Source organism: uncultured Methanobrevibacter sp., from assembly GCF_902769175.1.
Taxonomy (GTDB): Archaea; Methanobacteriota; Methanobacteria; order Methanobacteriales; family Methanobacteriaceae; genus Methanobrevibacter.
The window spans coordinates 76,454-95,402 of the sequence record NZ_CACXNW010000005.1; the positions used below are offsets into that span (position 1 = coordinate 76,454).

General features: G+C 29.9%; 14 protein-coding genes and 2 pseudogenes. 15 read left to right on the plus strand and 1 reads right to left on the minus strand.

Annotation, left to right across the window (positions count from 1 at the left end; genetic code table 11):
- The first annotated feature begins 333 nt into the window (after positions 1-333).
- The 11 genes and pseudogenes from QZV12_RS02715 (at position 334) to QZV12_RS02770 (ending at position 15,627) form a co-directional block, all read left to right on the plus strand.
- Positions 334-726, plus strand: a complete 393-nt coding sequence (locus tag QZV12_RS02715) for a C-GCAxxG-C-C family protein (RefSeq protein WP_295616808.1) — start codon at positions 334-336, stop codon at positions 724-726.
- A 411-nt stretch (positions 727-1,137) separates the two neighbouring features.
- Complete coding sequence (locus QZV12_RS02720; RefSeq protein WP_295616811.1) at positions 1,138-2,769, plus strand: ABC transporter substrate-binding protein; 1,632 nt, start codon at positions 1,138-1,140, stop codon at positions 2,767-2,769.
- Positions 2,770-3,281: 512 nt separating this feature from the next.
- Positions 3,282-4,217 (plus strand): ABC transporter permease, encoded by a 936-nt coding sequence (locus tag QZV12_RS02725; RefSeq protein WP_295616814.1) that lies wholly within the window; start codon positions 3,282-3,284, stop codon positions 4,215-4,217.
- Entirely contained in the window at positions 4,210-5,061 is an 852-nt protein-coding gene (locus QZV12_RS02730; protein WP_295616817.1) for an ABC transporter permease, read from the plus strand. Before QZV12_RS02725 ends, QZV12_RS02730 begins: the two co-directional genes overlap by 8 nt.
- 12 nt (positions 5,062-5,073) lie before the next feature.
- A pseudogene (locus QZV12_RS02735) lies at positions 5,074-6,006 on the plus strand (ATP-binding cassette domain-containing protein); the annotation flags it as partial.
- Between the two features lie 244 nt (positions 6,007-6,250).
- Positions 6,251-6,811 (plus strand): ABC transporter ATP-binding protein, encoded by a 561-nt coding sequence (locus QZV12_RS02740; protein WP_295616862.1) that lies wholly within the window; start codon positions 6,251-6,253, stop codon positions 6,809-6,811.
- Positions 6,812-7,187: 376 nt separating this feature from the next.
- Complete coding sequence (locus tag QZV12_RS02745; RefSeq protein WP_295616823.1) at positions 7,188-7,697, plus strand: hypothetical protein; 510 nt, start codon at positions 7,188-7,190, stop codon at positions 7,695-7,697.
- A 921-nt stretch (positions 7,698-8,618) separates the two neighbouring features.
- Positions 8,619-11,585: a transglutaminase domain-containing protein gene (locus QZV12_RS02750; RefSeq protein WP_295616826.1), complete on the plus strand. Its 2,967-nt coding sequence runs from the start codon at positions 8,619-8,621 to the stop codon at positions 11,583-11,585.
- A 478-nt stretch (positions 11,586-12,063) separates the two neighbouring features.
- Positions 12,064-12,927: an Mrp/NBP35 family ATP-binding protein gene (locus QZV12_RS02755; protein WP_295616829.1), complete on the plus strand. Its 864-nt coding sequence runs from the start codon at positions 12,064-12,066 to the stop codon at positions 12,925-12,927.
- A 465-nt stretch (positions 12,928-13,392) separates the two neighbouring features.
- Positions 13,393-13,920 carry a carbonic anhydrase gene (locus tag QZV12_RS02760; RefSeq protein ID WP_295616832.1) on the plus strand — a complete coding sequence of 176 codons (528 nt, stop codon included), beginning with the start codon at positions 13,393-13,395 and terminating at the stop codon, positions 13,918-13,920.
- A gap of 1,038 nt (positions 13,921-14,958) precedes the next feature.
- Positions 14,959-15,627 carry a transcription initiation factor IIB family protein gene (locus tag QZV12_RS02770; RefSeq protein WP_295616838.1) on the plus strand — a complete coding sequence of 223 codons (669 nt, stop codon included), beginning with the start codon at positions 14,959-14,961 and terminating at the stop codon, positions 15,625-15,627.
- A gap of 159 nt (positions 15,628-15,786) precedes the next feature.
- Here QZV12_RS02770 and QZV12_RS02775 read toward each other — a convergent pair whose 3' ends face one another.
- Positions 15,787-16,692 (minus strand): DMT family transporter, encoded by a 906-nt coding sequence (locus tag QZV12_RS02775; protein WP_295616841.1) that lies wholly within the window; start codon positions 16,690-16,692, stop codon positions 15,787-15,789.
- Between the two features lie 235 nt (positions 16,693-16,927).
- Between QZV12_RS02775 and QZV12_RS02780 the strand changes: the two genes are divergently transcribed.
- From QZV12_RS02780 to QZV12_RS02795, 4 genes and pseudogenes are all read left to right on the plus strand, one after another.
- A complete protein-coding gene (locus tag QZV12_RS02780; RefSeq protein ID WP_295616844.1) occupies positions 16,928-17,446 on the plus strand; it encodes a hypothetical protein in 519 nt (172 codons plus the stop codon).
- 149 nt (positions 17,447-17,595) lie between these two features.
- Positions 17,596-17,835, plus strand: a complete 240-nt coding sequence (locus QZV12_RS02785; protein ID WP_295616847.1) for a hypothetical protein — start codon at positions 17,596-17,598, stop codon at positions 17,833-17,835.
- A 179-nt stretch (positions 17,836-18,014) separates the two neighbouring features.
- Positions 18,015-18,437: a secondary thiamine-phosphate synthase enzyme YjbQ gene (locus QZV12_RS02790; RefSeq protein WP_295616850.1), complete on the plus strand. Its 423-nt coding sequence runs from the start codon at positions 18,015-18,017 to the stop codon at positions 18,435-18,437.
- Between the two features lie 37 nt (positions 18,438-18,474).
- Positions 18,475-18,714 (plus strand): annotated as a pseudogene (locus QZV12_RS02795) (DUF3781 domain-containing protein).
- The last annotated feature ends 235 nt before the right edge of the window (positions 18,715-18,949 follow it).

The window sequence follows — 18,949 nt, forward strand, 5'->3', positions numbered from 1 at the left end:
TTATTTTCATTTATTCTTTTTTATTTTTTTTATTTTCAGCTATTTATTTTCATTTATTCTTTTTTATTTTTTTATTTTCCAGTATTTATTTTCCTTTATTCATTTTTATTTTTTCATTTTTTTCTCAGTTCTCTATTTTTAGCTATTTTTCTCTTAATCTATTTTTTTTAATCATTATTTTTTAGTTTTATTCAATTTTTCGATAAAAACTCAATTAAAAATTTCTATTAAAAAATTCATTTATAAAACTTTATTAAGATTAAAATTTATATAATTATAACAATGTTTTATTAATTATTTATTCAGTTGATTAAATTATATTGAGGGATTATTATGGATTTGGATTCAAAGGAAGTAGTAAAGAAAATAGAAGAATACAGAAAGGATTACAGCTGTTCACAAGCAACTCTTATGGGAATTTGTGATGTTGCAGGTATGCCTACTGAAGAATTGGCTCTTCTTGCAAAAGGATTCTCTGGAGGAATTGGCGGAACCTTCTCTGAAGGAACCTGTGGGGCTGTAACTGGTGCTGTAATGGCTTTAGGATTTTTAGGTGCAGATGAAAAGCAAATCATCTCCGCTTCAAAGAAATTATTCAATGAATTTAAAGACAAATATGAATCTGTAACTTGTGGATACATCTCAAAAGATGGGGATGACAAATCTCCGTGTGTGGAAGTATGCTTATTTGCAGGTGAAAAAGTCTGTGAATTTTTAAATGAATAATTAATTTTTAATATTTTTGCTTTTTTTTATTTTTTAGTTTAATTTATTTGTGATTTTTTTTATTTTTTTATTTTTTAGTTTTTCTTCTGAATAATTTTTTTATTTTTTTATTACTCTCTTATTAATTTTTTTCCTTGATTTTTGTATTTTAGATTTTGTTTAATCTAGTTTTTATTACTTTTTTTGATTTTTTTGTAATTTTGTTAATACTTTCTTATTACTTTTTAAACAATATTTGATAAAATTGTAATACTTCTGAAAAAACTTATAATAACTTTATATATCATAAAATATAATTTATAATTGTAATATCTTTTTTAAAATTAGTATTACTTTTTTGGAGATTTGGTTAATAAAGTAATACTGTTGGGATATTATTCTTATTTAAGCAATTTTTTTAGAGGGAATTATATGGATAGAAAATTTATAATTTGTGCAGTTATTGCATTGATAGCAATAATCAGTGTAGGTTCTGCTTCTGCTGGTTGGTTTGACTTTCTAACTGGTGATTCAGAGCACGCTCCTGATGAGTTAATCACTTGTGTAGCTGCTCACGGAGAAGAGCCTGAATTCGGTTTCGACCCAATGCACGGTTGGGGTTACCACGATTCCGGTACAGAACCACTTATTCAAAGTACTATACTGAAAAGAAATGCAAGCAATGAATTCGTAAACGACTTGGCAACAGATTATGAAATATCTGATGACTTGAAAAAATACACTGTAACCATTCGTGATGATGTAAAATTCACTGATGGTTCCAAATTAACTGCAAAAGATGTAGCTTTCTCCTACAACACTGCTAAAGAATTAGGTGAAGGTGCAGACTTAAGCTCAATGAAGGAAGCTAAAGCAAATGGAAATAAAGTAGTCTTTACTCTTGATAAAGCAGACTCTACATTCATCAACAAATTGACTGATGTAGGTATCGTTCCTGAAGCTACCTATGACAATGCAAGCTATGGTCAAAACCCAATAGGTTCCGGACCTTATAAATTAGCTCAATGGGATAAAGGTCAACAATTCATTTTAGAAAGAAATGATGATTACTATGGTGAAAAACCATACTTCTCAAAAATCACTAACTTATTCCTTGATCCAGATGCAGCATTTGCAGCAGTTAAAAACGGAGATGTAGACATTGCTGAAGTAGCAGTATCCTATGCAAATGAAAAAATCGATGGATACCACATGGAATACTTCGATTCCATTGATGTACGTGGAATTTCCTTACCAACTCAAATGGATGAAGGCAAATTAAGCGAAGACAACATAACCATTGGTAACAATGTAACTGGTGACCCAGTTATCAGACAAGCTCTTGCTATCGGTATTAACAGACAAGAGTTATTAGATGGTGCATTAAACGGTTACGGTAACGTTTCATACACTGGTGTAGCTGACCAATTGCCATGGGCATTTGAAGCAGGTTACAAAGATGGTCAAGTAGACCAAGCAAAAGCTCTTCTTGAAGAAGCAGGATGGAAAGACACTGATGGTGACGGTATCAGAGAAAAAGACGGTCAAAAAGCTGCATTCACTGTATACTACAAATCCTCTGCTGTTGAAAGACAAGCAATTGCAGTAACTATTGCAGAACAAGCTAAAAAGTTAGGTATTGAAATCACTCCTAAAGGTGCAAGCTGGGACGAAATTGACCCTGACAAATATAGCCAAGGAGTAGTATGGGGATTCGGTTCTGCAGATCCATTTGAAATTGAGCACCAATACGATTCCAGAGTAGCTTGTGTAGGTTACGATAACCCTGGTGGTCTTAACGACTCTTCTGTAGATACATTAATTGACACTGCAATGTCTCAACCTGCCAATGCTTCATATAGCACTTGGTCACAAGCTGCAAAAGTCGCTACAGGACAAAATTCATTCTTATGGTTTGGAACTATGGACTACACTTACTTCGTAAGTGATGACTTAGACATTTCCAACAGCACTCATCTCATCTATCCACACGGTGGAGACATTTGGGGTAACATCTACGATTGGAAACGTATTAATGCAACTGCTGAAAATGCAACAGCATAATTTTAGAAGTATTGTGTAACTTAGTTGCATGATTTAGAAAATTGTGCAAAGCAATTGCATGTTTTTAAATTATTTATAAGGTGGTTTATTTTTCAATAAACCATTTTTTTAAATAATTTTTCAGATATTCATTTAAAAACTTTTTAAATAAGTATTTAGGTAATTTTAATATTGTTTTTATCAGATTACTTAAAGAATTCTTTAACCGTTAAGGCTTCTTAAAGGATTCTTTAAATAATTTCTTAATTATTTTATGTAGGATTTTTTAATGTCTTTTAAATGATTCTTTAAATAATTTTTTAATTATTTTATCATGATTTTAGTAATTTTTAAGAATTTCTAAAGTTTAGAATTTATGTATTTTTTAAAAATTAAAGTTTTTAGGAATTAAAGTGATTTTTAAGGATTTTAATAAAGAATTTTTCATTCTTATTTTTAATAGATTTATAGGGTTGATTAAAATTAATAGCAAAAATTTAGCTAAATTTTTAGGATTAAAGGCAGTGAGATTATTGATTTTATTAATAGTCATTGCAGCAATCAGTTTTATAATGATACAATTATCTCCTATTGATCCTGTTAGGGCTTATTTAGGTCAGCGAATTGTTAGTGAGGAGCAATTGGCTATCATGGGACAATACTGGGGAACTAATTTATCATTAGGCGAACGAGTAATGGGATGGCTTCAAACATTGGCAAGTGGAAGCATGGGATTCTCATTGATTTTTAGGGTTCCTGTAACTGAAGTGATTGTACAGAAATTTACAGCTTCATTAACTCTTATGGTTGTTTCATGGGTGCTTTCTGCAATTGTAGGTTTCGGTTTAGGTGTGCTTGCTGGTGCAAAAGAGGGCACATGGATAGATAAGGCAATCAAAACCTACAGTTACATATTGCAATCTTCCCCAACCTTTTGGATAGGTTTGGTATTGCTGATGTTGTTTTCAGTATACTTAGGCTGGTTCCCAATCGGACTTTCAGTTCCTATTGGCCAATTATCCGACACTGTAACCTTCTGGCAATGGTTATATAGATTGATATTGCCTGCAGTAACATTAAGTATTGTAGGAATCGCTTCCTTGACAATGTATACAAGAGACAAGCTTATTTCAGTTAAAAAGAGTGATTATTTCCTCTTTGCACAGGCAAGAGGTGAAAGCTTCTGGGGAATTATCAAAAACCATGGTATAAGAAACATATTGCTTCCAGCAATTTCAATTCAATTCATGTCATTTAATGAATTGTTCGGTGGAACCATCCTTGTGGAACAGGTATTTGCATATCCTGGTATAGGACAGGCTACTGTAGCTGCTGGTTTAAGGTCAGACGTTCCATTATTGCTTGGAATAGTTATCATCAGTACCATATTTGTTTTCTGTGGAAACCTTATTGCAGATATAATCTACAAATATGTTGATCCAAGATTAAGAGGTGAGGAAGATGAGTGAGGCGCCAGGGTATAATAAAGGATTATTCAGTTCCATGAACTTAAGGCAAAAAACCCTTTTGACCATTGGTCTTACAGGATTGATATTATTGGCTATCTTCATTTCAGGATGGATGATTAACGCTAATTTGCCTACTGATTTTTCAATAAAGATGCAAGCTCCTTCATTGGCTCATCCATTTGGTACTGATTGGATGGGTAGGGATATGTTTATCCGTACAATAAAAGGTTTAAGCTTAAGTATTGTAATCGGTATCGGCGCATCAATCATTTCCAGTATAATTGCTACAATATTGGCATTTGTTGCAAGTGTCAACAAATGGTTTGACGAATTCGTATCCTGGCTGATTGACCTATTTGCATCAATACCTCATATCCTATTGATCATGATGATATCCATCGCATTAGGTAAAGGTGCATTTGGTGTAATCATGGCAGTAGCATTTTCACACTGGGTAAACTTAACAAGGGTGCTTAGGTCAGAGGTATTGCAGATCAATACATCTGAATATGTGGCTTTATCCAATAGATTAGGAAGAAGCAAGCTATGGATTGCAAAAGAGCATATCTTACCTTTAGTCTTATCCCAAATCTTTGTTGGAACCTTGCTTGTATTCCCACATGCAATTATGCACGAAGCAAGTGTAACATTCTTAGGATTTGGTTTATCTCCACATGAACCTGCAATCGGTATCATTTTATCTGAATCCATGTCATACCTTGCTATGGGTGCTTGGTGGTTAGCATTCTTCCCAGGTCTTGCACTATTGATTGTAGTATTGCTCTTTGACATTATCGGCGATAATTTAAAACGCTTGCTTGACCCTGGTGAGGCAAATAACTAGATAGGTGGTATTATGGGAAAATTGTTAGAAGTTAATAACTTATCAATATCCTTTACACAGTATGTCCAAGGATTGCAAAGGCATTATTTAAAGGTAATATCCGATTTGACTCTTGATATTGGTGAAAGTGAAATCGTTGCCGTATTAGGTTCCAGTGGATCTGGTAAAAGTCTTTTAGCTCATTCCATCTTAGGTATTTTGCCTTATAACTCTCATGTTACTGGGGAAATCAAATTTAAGGGAGAAACTTTAACCCAAGAAACTAAGGAAAAGATAAGAGGTAGGGAAATTTGTTTAATTCCTCAATCAGTCAATTTCTTGGATCCTTTGATGAAGGTTTCCCAACAGGCTGTTGGTGAATGTAAGGATGATGAAGAACGTAAAGAAAAGCAAATAAGGCAAAGGGAAGTATTCAGCAAATATGGATTGGATGAAAGCGTAGATGACTTATATCCATTTGAACTTTCTGGTGGTATGGCAAGAAAGGTCTTGCTCTCTACTGCATTGTTAAATGATCCTGATTTGCTGATTGCTGATGAGCCTACTCCCGGTCTTGATGTAAAAAGTGTTGAAGAGACAATTCAAGACATTAGAAATCTAAAGGAAAATGGAAAAGGAGTTTTATTGATTACTCACGAGATTGATGTAGCTTTAAAAACTGCAGATAGGATTGCAATATTCTATTCAGGTTATGTTATTGAAATCAATAAGGTGGAAAATTTCGTAAATTCCAAGAATTTATTGCATCCATATTCTAGAGCATTAGTGGATGCATTGCCTAAAAATGGATTTAAGCTAACTAAAGGTGTTCAACCATTGGAAGAGGTTCCTGGATGTCCATATTATGAGAATTGTCCTATAAGGTTGGATAAATGTCAAAACAATAAGCCTGAATTAATCAAGCATGGTGATGCTATGATTAGATGCTTTAACTTTGATGAGGATATTCCTGCTGATTCAGAAGCTGTAGTTTCTGAGGAGTCTGATGTGATTGTTTCTGAGGATTTGGTGTCTGAGGAGTTAGTTTCTGAGGAGTCTGATGTGATTGTTTCTGAGGATTTGGTGTCTGAGGAGTTAGTTTCTGAGGAGTCTGAAGATGTTGTTGTTGAAGAAATTCTTGAAGTTGAGGAGGTAAATGATGAATCTTGAAGCTAAAAATATTTCTTTTTCATATAATAAGAAAAGATAAATATTAAAGGACATTTCTTTAGCTCTTGATAGTAATCAGATAATCGGTTTGATTGGAGACAGTGGTAGCGGTAAAAGTACACTGTGTAAGATTATGGCCGGTTACATTACTCATTATACTGGAGAAGTGACAATTGATGGAAATCCAATTCCTCGAAAAGGTTTTGATTCTGTTCAATTAATTTTCCAACATCCAGAAAAGACTATGAATCCTAAATGGAAGATGGAAAAGGTATTAAGGGAATCATGGATTCTTCCACAAGACTTAAAGGACACTTTTGGTCTTAAAGATAGTTGGCTGACACGTTGGCCAAGTGAACTTTCCGGTGGGGAATTGCAACGTTTCAGTATTTTAAGAGCTCTTAATCCAGAAACAAAATTTATCATTGCAGATGAAATAAGCACTATGCTAGATGCTGTAACACAGGTTCAGATATGGGAAGCGCTTATAAAGCACTGTAAGGCTAATAATATTGGAATATTAGCTGTAAGTCACGATAAAGACTTGCTTGAAGTCGTATGTGATGAAATTTTGTATTTCAATGAGATCAATAAGATATAAGATAAAACCCTGATTTTTACTTTAAAACATGTAAAAATCGGTTTTTTCTTTTATTTTTTTATTTTTCTTTTTTTCCTAAATTTTTATTAATTCTATTTTTTCAAATAAATTATTTTTTCTATTTCTAGAACAGTTTTTATGATTTATTCAATTTTTCTATTTTTTTCTATTTCTAGAACAGTTTTTATGATTTATTCAATTTTTCTATTTTTTTCTATATTTCCCAAAATAATTTATATTTTTTCTAATTTTTCCAAAAAAATTTATATTTTCTAGTTATTTCATTGTAAATTATGCAAATGTTTATATTAAAAGAAAAATATAAATTAAACTGATATTGAATTTATGACTCAAATTAAGTATGGGAGTGATACATATGGATACTGGCAATAAGATAATAGTAATTCTACTTATCTTAATAGCTATTGCTGCAGTTGTTTGTGGTGTCCTCTTCATTTCAAATAGCATTCCTAATGATACAGAAGTACAGGTAAACAATACAACTGATAATAGCACTTTAAATAATACAGAAAATTTAACAAATGTTACTGAAAATGTAAGTGACAGTTCTGCTCCTACTTACTCCAGCTCTTCCAGTAGCTCTAGCAATAATTATGCACCAAGCTATTCTGGCAGTTCTGGTAGTTCCGGTAGTTCTAGTTATTCTGGAGGTAGCAGTGGAGGTTCAACTCCTTCTGGTAATTCTGCTTCCCATGATGACGGTATAGCTCCTCCTGATGGTGGTTCTTCTGGTGGAGGTTCATCTGGTGGAGGTTCTTCCGATGGTGGATCTTCTGGTGGAGGTTCATCTGATGGTGGTTCATCTGAAGGTGGAGAAACTCCTTCTGGTAATAACATCGGGCTTACTTATAGCCACCTACTATAGAATAATATTTACATTTTGTAATATTTTTTAATTTTCTTTTTTTCTTTTTTTTTATTTTTTTTTAAATTTTTATAATGTTTTTTAGACTGTTTTTTCTCATTTTTCAGCTATTTTTCAATACTTAATTAGGTTATTTTTAAAGATATTTTTACATTGATTAAAAATGCTTTATTTCTAATTTTTAGTTCAAATATTCCTTTATTGGCTAAAATAATCGCTATTTGCTATTTAAAAAATATGTTCTTTATAATATATTAATATTATATATAATGTGTAATTTTACTTTTTTATTTTTTAATTTAAAAAGGTTTATTCATTGTTTTTTTAATTAAATTAATTAATTTCCATTTATATTTTATTTATACAGTTCTTATACAGTTATATTTTAATAAAATATATGTGTATAGTTCTTTATTTATCTAATAAAGCATTTTTGAATAGTTTTTAATTTAATTGAAAAATATTAGTTTAATTTAATTTTTATTTATTATTTGTCTATATTTTCTAATAAAAATTAATTTTTAGATTTTTTATTTAATTTTAAAATCTTTTAATTCCTTATATCTATTTTTAATAACTCAATGTCCTTTATTTTTATTTTTTTTAAGGGAAACATTTATATTATATTAAATTAAAAAATTCTATATAACATTAAAAAAGAATTATTTTAGTTTAAAAGATTGATTAGGCAATTCTTTATACTTAAAAAATTATTTTTTTAAAAAAATAGTCATTTATTTTTTTTAGATTTATTTTTATTAAATATTAAATTATAATTTTTTAGATAATCAAATTATTATCAAAATATTAACATTTTTTTCTTTTATGTTAACTTATTCTTTTTTAATGTATAGAGGTGAAATTATTTCGACAAAAAATAAAACATTCCTTCTGTTGATATTGTCCTTGCTTATATTTGCAATGGCTTCAGTATCAGCGAGTGATGTAAATGATGTAAATGATAATCAGAAGTACTTATCAGTAAATGAAGTTTCAGCAAGTGGAAATTTGGTAGATGATCAAATTGCTTTATCCAGTGCTGATGCTAATTCACTTAACAGTAATTCCGATTTAATTTCCGGCACAAAAGCTAGTGCTGATGATTCAAAGGTTGCATCTTCCAATAGTGGAAGCTCTACTGCAAAATCTTCAAGCAGTGCAAGCTCTAATGCTAAATCATCAAGCAGCAGTGCATCTGATGTTAAATCTTCAACTATCAATTCATCAACCAATACTCCAAAAAAAGTATCTAATTCCAGTGATTCAAAATTATCCGATTCAACCAAGAATGCTACAAGCATTTCAACCACAACTAAAAAGGTAGTTAAGGGTAATAATTATACAGTCACTTTAAATGATAAAAATGGAAATGTTTTATCTGGCAAAAAGTTGATTTTTTCAATAAACGGAAATAATTATACAAGAACTACTGATTCAAAGGGGATTGCGAGTTTAACTCTTAATACAAAACCTATGGATTATATAATTAAAGTTATGTTTTTAGGTGATGATCAATATGAATCATCATCTCTAACTGAAACTGTGACTGTAAGCAAGATTTCAACAAACATTAGAACTTATACCCCAAGTGCAGTATATAAAAAGGCTTACTGTGTTTATTTAACAGACATGTATGGCAATAAGTTGGTATCAAAGAAAGTGACTTTCACTTTCAACGGTAAAACATATACCAACACAACCAATGCTAATGGTATGGCTACCATACATCTTGACGGAAAGGCAGGAAACACTTATAAATTAACTTATAAGTTTGCTGGAGACAATGATTATGATGCCTCTTCCGGTTCAGCAAGTCTTTATCTTAAAATGGGAACAAAAATCGTTGGATCTGATGCAAGCATAGTAAAAGGCACAAATTTTGATGTTGTCTTAAAAAATACAAATAATTATGCATTAGCAAATAAGAAAATCACATTTACTTATAATGGAAAGACTATAACTGTAACCAGTAATGCACAGGGAATTATTAGAATAAAGCTTGGTGCCGCAGCAGGTAAAAGTTATAGTCTGACTTATCAATATGCAGGTTCAAGCTATTATGACGCTTGCTCTAAGGTATTGAATGTATTCATTAAGACTCCAACTCAATTGATAAATTCAGGTGGTGTAGTTTGTAAAGGAAACACTTATCAAGTTACCTTAAAGGATGATAGCAATAAGGGTATTGCAAATAAGCTTGTTACAATTACTTATGGAACAGGCACATATAAGAGAACTACAAATGCCAATGGTGTAGTTGGATTGACTATAAATACCGGTGCAGGTAAGACTTATAAATTTGCATATAAATTTGCTGGAGACCGCCTTTATGGGGCTAGCTCTGGTTCTGTAGATCTTTTGTCTAAGTTAGCTACAAAAATGACTGGATCTTCTTCAACCATTATAAAAGGAAAGGATTATTCTGTTACCTTGAAGGATAGTGCTGGCAATCTCTTATCTGGACAAACCCTTGTCTTTACCATTTCAGGCAAAGAGTATAAGAGAACCACCAATGCAAAAGGTGTTGCAAGTTTAACAATCAATCCTTCTGTATGCAAATCTTATAAGTTCTCTTATAGTTTTTTAGGCACTACCAAATATAACAAATCAGAATCTGGAGTATTTGATTTGGCTGTAAAGATGGCATCCAGCATTCAAAATTCTGGAAATGTTGCTATAAACAATACAACCTATACCGTTACCTTAAAGGATGGTAACAATAAGGGTATTGCAAATAAGGTCATTACCTTCACATTTGATGGCAAGACTTATAATAAAACAACCAATGCCAATGGTGTTGCAAGTTTATTGATTGATGTGGCTAAACTTAAAACCGCTACATTAACTTATAAGTTTGCAGGAGACACTGAATATGCTGGTTCATCCGGTTCTGTTAGTTTGAAGGTTGTTTCAGATAAGGTATTTTCAATGAGCCAAATACTAGCTTTAGCAACTGCTTTAAGAACTTATGTTGAGAAAAACCATAAGGTTCCTGCTACAGTTTCTGTAGATGGTATTAAAATGAATACCACAACCTTTGCTTACATAATGGCTAAAGCATTACTTAACATTAATGATGGTAAAAATATTGATATTGAAGCTTTAAAACTTGATGGAAATTACTCAAATAATGGAAATAAAACCTTTAAGGGTAATTTGTATAAAGCAGGCTATTTAGATTTAGCTAAAAAACTAATTGATTTTGCTGATACAAATAAGAAGCTTCCTAATTACTACAACAGCACTATTGGTTTAATATCTCCAAACTTATACCTATTTGGACTTTGTAAGGCATTGGACTTCTATTCAAAAGAGAAGTACTTGCCAAACTATGTGATATTAGACAGTGATGATGTAAACGGAGTCATCAGAAGAGGTAATACTTCCCAATATAAAAAAGGTTTAAATGAAGTGGAAACCCTCTCTGCAGCAGAACTTGCTAAGTACTTGACAGCTTCTGGAAATGATGCATTGAATGCAGAGCTTAAAGCTTTAGCACAAAAATTGATTGCTGGAAAATCCAGTACCTGGGATAAGGCTAATGCTATATTCAAATATGTTAGAGATAACATTCAGTATGAATATTATTCCGATACCAAATATAAGGCAATAGGAACTTACCTTAATAAGAGAGGTAACTGTTGTGATCATGCTAACTTGATTGTAGCTCTTTTTAGGGCAGCAGGTATACCAGCTAGATTCTCACACGCTCAAGGATGTACATTCTCAAGCGGTTTAGTAGCTGGACACGTATGGGCACAAATCTATATTGATGGTGTTTGGTATTCTGCTGATGCAACAAGCAGTAGAAATGAATTAGGTAATATTCACAATTGGAATACCAATTCATTCCATAGCTTAAAACATTATATTCACTTACCATTCTAATCCTGGTTTTTTGACTTCGGTCAAAAACCTGGACCCAAAATCTTTTTTATGGATTTGGTAATTGAAATTTAATTTTTTATTTTTTCTTTTTTTATTTTTTAATTCATTTGATTATTGTTCTATTTTTGATAAATTTTTCATTTGTTTCTTTTTTGGGCATTTAATTTTTGATTGATTTTTTTAGAATTTTTTGGATTATTTTTTTATTTAATTATATTAATTTTAGCTATTATTATTTTGATAGTTTTAGGAATAATATTGATTTAATCTTGCAACACTTTGATTATTTTAATAGAATATTATAATTTCAATATTTAAATCGAGTACTGATATATATACTAACTAATTAGGCTCATTTTATTAAAAAATCTTTAATTTTCATTAGTTTCAAGTGGAATCATTTTTCTTAAAAAATAATATTTAAATAACTAAACCATTATATATTATACTGTTTAATGAAATTTGTACGAGGAATAAAATGGCAAATAATGGACATGGACATCATGGAGCTGCAAATTTAAGTCCTGAACAACAGAAGCAAATGATTGAACAGGAATTAAGGCTCATGGAACATATGAAAAATATTAAATATAAAATCGCTGTTATGAGTGGAAAGGGTGGAGTTGGAAAATCCACAGTTGCTGCAAATTTAGCCGAAGCTTTCCAGAAAAAAGGATTATTGACTGGAATTCTTGATGCTGATATTCACGGACCTAATATTCCTAAGATGTTAGGAGTAGAAGGGGAAGATGTAATGATTTCAAATGGTGAAATGATTCCTGTAATGAGCAAAAATGGAATCAAGGTTATGTCAATGGGATTCCTAATTGAAACTCAAGACACTCCAATCATTTGGAGAGGACCTCAAAAATCCGGATCAATTAAGCAATTCATGGCAGACACCGCTTGGGGAGACCTTGATGTATTGATTATTGATAATCCTCCTGGAACTGGAGATGAGCCATTGACTGTACTTCAAGCATTGCCTAGTGTAGATGCAGTCATTATGGTAACCACACCAAATAGCCTATCACAAGAAGATGTTTTAAAGTGTGTAGGTATGGTTAAGATGTTGAATATTGAGGATATTGGACTTATTGAAAATATGTCATATTATGTTTGTCCTCATTGTGGTGAGAAAACCAATATATTTGGTGAAAGTCAAGGAGAAGACTTTGCAACTGAAAGGGGTGTAGTTTATTTGGGAAACCTTCCTCTTACTGAGCAAGTTCCTGAATCTGCAAATCAGGACAGCACTATGGTAAACAGCTATGTTGATTCTGAAGTTGCTGCTAAGTTTTCTGAAATTATTGACAATATTAAATTAGCATTTTTAGACTAATTGATTTTAATTATTAAGAGATCTTTTCTCTTTATTTTCTTTTTTTATTCTATTTTTTAAATTAATTATTTTAATCATTATTTTAAATTATTATTTTAGATTATTATTCATTATTTTAATTTTAAATTATTTTTTTCATTTATTTCTTCAGCTATTTTTCATATATTTTTTTTTAAATTTTTCATATTATAATATTCTAATTTTCATATCTTTCCTTTATTTTTTCAACACTTGATTTTTTACAATTTTTACATTTTTTAGACAATATTTAAACAGTTAAAAATAGAATTCCTTGTTTTTAAAACAAGTTAAGATAATTTTATATAGTTTAGAAAACATATATTTATGTATCAAAGTATGATTATTTTACTTAATTTTACTTGAAAAATATAAATTTAAAGACTATAATTATAAACTGTAAAAATGAATTATCTTTTTAGTCTTAAAGTATTTGAGGTGTAATATATGACTATATTGGATGGTATCTTAGTTGATAATAAGAACTTTGTTGAAAACTTTGAAGGAGCGGAAATGTCTCACCATGCACAAAAAAAATTAGCTATCTTAACTTGTATGGATTGCAGATTGATTGACTTCTTTGAACCGGCTTTAGGACTTGAAAGAGGAGATGCAAAAATAGTTAGGAATGCAGGAAACTCCATTGTAGGAGAAGATGCAATCAGATCTATTGGTGTTGCATTATACAACCTTGGAGCAGAAGAGGTATTGGTTGTAGGTCACACTGAATGTGGTATGGCTGGCGCTGATGCTGAAGCATTAAAGGAAAAGATGCTTGCAAGAGGTATTAAAGAAGAGGATATTGCTAAATATGATTTAGCAGAATGGATTGGAGGATTTGACGACGAAGAGGAAAATGTTCTCAATGTAGTTGACAAAATCAAAAACCACCCATTGATTCCTGATGTTCCAGTTCATGGCCTTATTATTGACATTGTAACTGGTGAATTAAAAGTATTGAAAGAAGATTATTAATCAAGCTTTTTGACCATAGGTCAAAAACCTTGACCAAAAATTTTCATTTTTTGAGTAAAATCCGATACATTTATATGCTGCGGATGCTAATTATATTATCCCGTGCATATTTTTCGATACATTTATATGCTACGGATGTTAATTATATTATCCCGTGCATATTTTTCGATACATTTATATGCTGCGGATGCAAATTATATGTGTTGGGAATTATTCAAAACATCATATCATAAAATTTTTTAGATTTTTTCTAAAACTTTTTATTTGCTATAGCCACCAAAAATTAATTTATTTGAATAAATATGTTTTAAAAACCATGCATGACTTAAAATAATGATTATTGCAAGTGTTACCTTTTAAAATTGTAAATGTAGTAACCTTGCTATAAATAATGGGGCTTTGAAAGTTCCTACACAATACATATATCACGACTTGGATTCGTGCTAAGCTACACCAAAGACTTAGCTTTTCAATTAACGCCAATTAATTGAATAATACATCACAAAATTTATTGTTTCTAGAACATTCTTTTTTTGGTTCTAATATTTAATGCAATAGTATTGATTTAATTACTATTTAATTGTCAACTTTGTTATCCCACTTTATTAATAAAACCATACGATTCCCCATTTATTTAAAAGTTTTGATAATGAAGTAGTAATCTGATTTGTATATATTAAAGGGTTAAATATATGAGCATAAGTGAAAAAATTATCAAAAACGAGGTATTAAAAGGCAAAAACTATTTTAAAGAAGAATTTGAAGGAAAAGAGTATTCCAATTATTAAAAAGGAACTCTAGACGTAGAAGAAAATCCCAATCTGCAGATGTTGAACAGATGCGGATGTATGTCCAGTTTGTGGATCAACTGAAATCCTAATCGATTTCAACCGCTCTGAAAAATCTTGCAGAAAATGCGGAGTAGTTCTTGAGGAAAACATCATTGATTCCACTATCAGAGGAACTGCTAGAGATAAAGACGGTAATTCCTACAGTCAAAACGGTGCACCTGTAAACTTAACTCTCCATGATGGTGGTATGAGCACCAGCTTTAATCTAAAAGGTAATATTAAGGATAAAGCAAAATGGTACCACTTATGGAAGATAAACAACCAAACCCGTGTAAGAAGTACTAAGGAAAGGAATTTATCCAGAGCATTCACTGAATTAGCTGTAATCATTTCCAACTTATCACTTTCTAGAGATGTGAAAAATGAATGTGCAGTTATTTATAGGGATGCATTGAAAAAAGATTTAATTAGGGGCAGAAGCATTAGGAAACTTATGATTGCTACTGTTTACATTGCTTGTAAATTCTGTGGAGTTCCACGTACTTTAGATGAAATTTCTGAAGTTACAAGCATGGATAAAAAGACCATTGGAACCAATTCCAGATTCTTATTAAGAGAATTAGGTTTAAAACCACCAATTGTCCAAGCAAGCGATTACATTCCAAGGTTTGCTAGCAAATTAAATCTATCTGCTGACGCTGAAGTCAAATCCCTTGAATTAGTTAATGAAGCTAGAGAATTAGGATTGACTTCTGGTAAAGATCCTGCAAGTTTTGCAGCAGCTGGTTTATATGCAGCTTCAATCCTTTTAGGAGAACGCAGAACTCAAACTGAAATTGCGAAAACTCTTAACGTAACTGAAGTTACCATTAGAAATAGATATAAAGAATTAAACAATGCATTAAACTTTTTATAAGTTTAATTCATTTAATTTTTTTTATTTTATTTTAGCTATTTTTATTAATTTTAATATTTTTTATTAATTTATTTATTTTCAATTGTTTTTATTTAATTTTAAGTTATTTTTTATTTAATGACTTTTTTGGGCATTATTATTTGTTTAGCATTTCTCTTTTTAATTTTCTATTTGCTTGTCAGATTCTTTTGAAGACTTTCTGCTTAATAAAAGGATTGCAAATATTGTAATGAACATTCCACAGACCATTAATGGTGATGGGATTTCATTATATATTAAAATTCCAAATGCTAATGCTGCTACTGGTTCTCCTGAAGCCAATATCATAACAGTTCCAGCATCTATCTTATTTAAGGCCATTGTTATGAAAATGTATGGCAATGCAAATGTAAATAATGAATGCAATAATAGAAATATTAAGTTTCCAAAAATATTTATGTTAACGAAGTGTGTTATCTGTCCAAAATTTGTAAAAGGAAGAGTAACTATTGTAATTGTGATTAATGAATAAAATAGTATTGTGAAAGTATGTTTTCCTACTTCAATCTCTTTTCGTGATATCAGTGAGTAGCTTCCCCAAAAAATTGCAGCTATAAGTCCAAAGACAATTCCTATAGTTGACACTGGTTCGATATTTTCTTCAATAATTCCAGTTGCTAAAACACATCCTAAGATGACTAAAAGTACACAAAAGACTTTTATTTGAGTGATTTCTTCTCCTAAAAAGAAATGTGCGATAATTAAAACGAAAACAGGTGCAGTACTTAGCAAAACTGCTGCTAAAGACAATGGAACCATATTCATTGAATGATTATAAAAAAGGTTCAGTCCAAGAATACATAGTCCACAAATTATCAATGGAAAAATATCTGATCTGTCTACCTTAAATAAGCTTTTATCATTTGCAAAAATGACTAAAAGCATAATTATGATAGCTATTGAAAAACGTATAAAAAGCAGGGTCATGGAATCTATTCCATTTTCAGTTAAGGTTCTAACAAAGAATCCTGCTGATCCAAACATTATTCCTGCGAGAATTGGCATTATTAAAAAGATCTTTTTCATTGTTTCACATTTTGTTTGTTTTTTATTTTTTTTAGTTAATTGTTCGTATATCTTTTTTTATAATTTATACTTTATTTAGTTAATTATTCTTAATTAATTTTCGCTAATTCCTTCAATAAAATGAATACATTTATATATTTTGTATGACAATTTATTAGTATACAAAAGTTATTTGTGTATTACATGATGTATAATATGTGTATTGCAATTAATTTAATATTATTGGGGGATAAATATGCCTGAAAATATGGAAAATGATGATAATAACAGCCAAAAAAGTAACAACTATGAATTTGATAACTCTGGATTCAAATCTAAGGATTATGAAGATGTAGATGAGTTTAATATTTGGGATTTAGAACAGATATTTAAAGACCGAGTTAAAATATTGCAGGATTTGAACACTGAATTCTGGGATGCATATGAAGAGTCTAAAACTGCTGCATCTGGAAGAAGAGATGATAAAAAGGAAAGATTACAACCTTTAAGCGTAAGGATAAAGGCACATACCAAAAAATTCCTTAAAGAAGAATCAGTTCTTTCAGCAAGAGAAATTTTAGAGATTTATGAAGACTTCAATAATGGCAGTGAAGATTATATCAATTCTCTAAAAAGAGATGAAATGCTCCTTAAGGAAGAGCTTTCCGATATTGAAATGAAACTCCAGAATGCAAGGGACTTCACTGAAAAGCTAAATGACATTAAGGAAGCAAAACAAAAGAAAAACGAGAAGATCAAGATTAATATTGAATAATCTTGATTCTAATTTTTTTAATTTTGTAAGTTTTTTAATTTTAAAGTTTTTAAATTTTCTAAGTTTTTTAATTTATTAATTTTATAAATTTTTTTTTATTTTTTTAGAAATCTTTATTTATTCCTAAGTTCAATTAAGTTTGATGACGTATGATAATTGAAAAAGTTTCCAAAAATGATGAATGGGAAGATTATTATATTTTAAGCAAATCTTCAAATAAGCATTACATGATCACTTTTGATATTCTAGAAGGCACAGTAAACTGTGACTGTGAAGATTTTAAATACCGCAAGGAAAATTTAAAATTTGGTGGAGTAAAAATTAGTGATAAAAAGAATCATTGTAAGCACATAAGACGGATTATGGAACTTAGAGATAAATTAAAATAGTGATTGTTTAATAATTTTTTCTTTTTTTATATAATTCATTGTTCCTTTTTTCTAATGAAAAGTATATTTATATTTATTAGAAGTATATTTTTTTAATGAAAAGGTGTCCTTATATTTATTAGATAGTATATTCATAATTTTAATTGGATTAATTTTAAACGATTTTTATAGGTGCTCTTATGATATTTGAAAAGTCTTTAATGATTGATACAAGTTCCAATTTTCAAATTATAGATATTACAAGTGAAATTGTAGCTATTTTAAATGAAATAAGCAAAGAAAAAAGGATTAGTTCTGGAATTGTAAATGTATTTACAAAACATTCTACAAGTGCTATCCGTATAAATGAAAATGAAAAAGGACTTTTAAATGATTTTGAAAAGGTTCTAAAAGATATTGTTAAGGAAAATGATAATTATAGGCATGATTTTATAGATAATAACGCTGCATCTCACATACGGGCATTCCTATTAGGTTCATCTGAGACTATACCTATAATTGATGGAAGTTTAAGCTTAGGAACTTGGCAATCAATTTTCTTCATTGAACTGGATGGACCAAGAAGAAATAGAATAATCAATTTAACATTTATTGTAGAATAAAGTTTTTTTAGATCAATAGTTATTTATGGGTAAAAATATGATATTGTTGGAAAATTTGGATAAGGTTCACACTACTGAAATGGGTGTGGATAGAATAAAAAGAAATATTGAAGTTGATGTAGAGGATATTGTAGCATATTGCATTGATAAGATTAAACAGGAAAATGCAGTTATCGAAAGAAAGGGATAAAATTATTATGTGACTGTTGATGGAATAATAATTACTGTAAATGCTTCCAGCTATACAATTATAACTGCTCATAAAGAGAAAAAATAGTTTTAGATTTGTTTAAAGTTATTTTTTTAGAAAATTAGAGTAAAATCAGTTTTTTTTTTTAATTTCTTTTTTTAAAATTAGTTTTTTGTTTATTTTTATTATTTTTATATTTTTTTTTAATTTCTTTTTTTAAAATTAGTTTTTTATTTATTTTTATTATTTTTATATTTTTTTTTAATTTCTTTTTTTAAAATTAGTTTTTTATTTATTTTTATTATTTTTATATTTTTTTTTA